The sequence below is a fragment of the Candidatus Burkholderia verschuerenii genome (genome assembly GCF_001189365.1).
Classification (GTDB): Bacteria; Pseudomonadota; Gammaproteobacteria; order Burkholderiales; family Burkholderiaceae; genus Caballeronia; species Caballeronia verschuerenii.
This window is the reverse complement of the sequence record NZ_LFJJ01000366.1, coordinates 1-1,485: the sequence shown is the minus strand read 5'-3', so window position 1 is coordinate 1,485 and position 1,485 is coordinate 1. Positions and strand designations below refer to the sequence as shown.

At 54.5% G+C, this 1,485-nt stretch carries 1 protein-coding gene and 1 pseudogene; both read left to right on the top strand.

Going from position 1 to position 1,485, the window contains the following annotated elements; all coding sequences use genetic code 11:
• Positions 1-125: 125 nt before the first annotated feature.
• Positions 126-737: a hypothetical protein gene (locus tag BVER_RS28905; RefSeq protein WP_050456147.1), complete on the top strand. Its 612-nt coding sequence runs from the start codon at positions 126-128 to the stop codon at positions 735-737.
• Between the two features lie 264 nt (positions 738-1,001).
• A pseudogene (locus tag BVER_RS36110) lies at positions 1,002-1,235 on the top strand (VOC family protein); the annotation flags it as partial.
• Positions 1,236-1,485 lie beyond the last annotated feature (250 nt).

The following is a 1,485-nucleotide window of genomic DNA, read 5'->3' as shown; positions in this document are numbered from 1 at the left end:
TCGCTCCAGATTGGACACGAGAACCTCGATTCCCTTACGTCCCACGATCGTCTCCCGCACACCATAAGTCGATCATAGAACATGTTGGATTTATATAAAGTTATTTCTGGGACGGAACACTAGGTGTGACGGATCTCGCCAATCCGAACGACGCGGAAGCCCAGCGGGTCGCGGCCGGCTATCTGCGCTACATCGAGATATTGGCGGTCGTGAAGGATGTCCGCGATCATTCGCGATTGAACAGAGCGACACCGATCATCACCGGCGGACTGTCAAATGTCGGCGCGGTCGGACCGAAGTCCTTCAATGGTCAGGTCGCCACTAGCGTTGCCGACACGATCCTGTTCCTGCGCCAACACGGCGCCGACCGCTTTGTCGATGGCTATGGTGTCCATGCCTATACAAGCGGCGATCCGCATCAAACGGTCGCGCATCGTATCGATGTTCTCGAAGCCATTCTGCACAGCTGCACCCCGGACAAGCCCTGCTGGCTTACCGAATGGGCCTTCAACAATCGCGATCAATCATGTCCGCTGGACGATGCAGTAAGGCTCCATCTGGTCGAGGACGAGCGTGCAATCCTCAAACACTTTGTCGATCAGGGACGACTGGCGGCCAGCATCTATTATTCTTGGGACGGCGATTTCCCGGGCCAGAAGGAAAATATGGGGGCGATATTCCGGTGCGGATCGCTGACCGATGCCGGGAAGTTGGCGCTCACTCCGTTGCCGAAATAGCGACGTTGGCGATGCACGACCGACTAAGGCTGTTGTCATCGCCCCCGATTTCTTGGCGGAGCCGGCGTTGGTATCATGGCTACTTCATCAACAGCCTGCCCAGGAACGCGCAATGAGTAACGTTGTCGTCAAGTCTGCCATTCCGATCCTGATCGTCAGGAATGTCACTGAGGCCGCTTTCTTCTTTCACGATAGGCTGGGGTTCGCGGTGGACTTTCTTTATGGCGATCCCCCGTTTTACGGCTCTGTTTCTCGGGGGGGGAGGCGTGTCTTCACCTGCACTATGTTCAGCAGCCGAACTTCGCAGAACTGGCAGTTCGCGAGACATCGCTGATCGTCGCGACTATCGAGGTGTCGTATGTCGCCGCTCTGTTCGCGGAGTTTGAGCGTAGCGGCACCGATTTTTCGCAGCCTATCATCAGGCAGCCTTGGGGTGGCGATGATTTTCAGATTCGAGATCGGGACGGAAACGTCATATCGTTCGTTCAATATAACTGATTATGGTTGCCCCGCTTGAATGATAAGACGACTGCCGAATGAGTGAAGCAAGGAAAGCCCGATGGTTAAGGAAGCCGAGAGCGAGCGTGCGCTGAATGAATTCATTGGGTTCGTTCTGCGTACTGCTAGGCTCTGTTCACATTTGAAGAAATGTGTTTACATCTCATCTTTTGCGTAAGCGATCAAGATGAGTCGAATGTTGCTGACCGATGAGATATGGGGACGACTGGAGTCCATTGTTCCGGGTAAG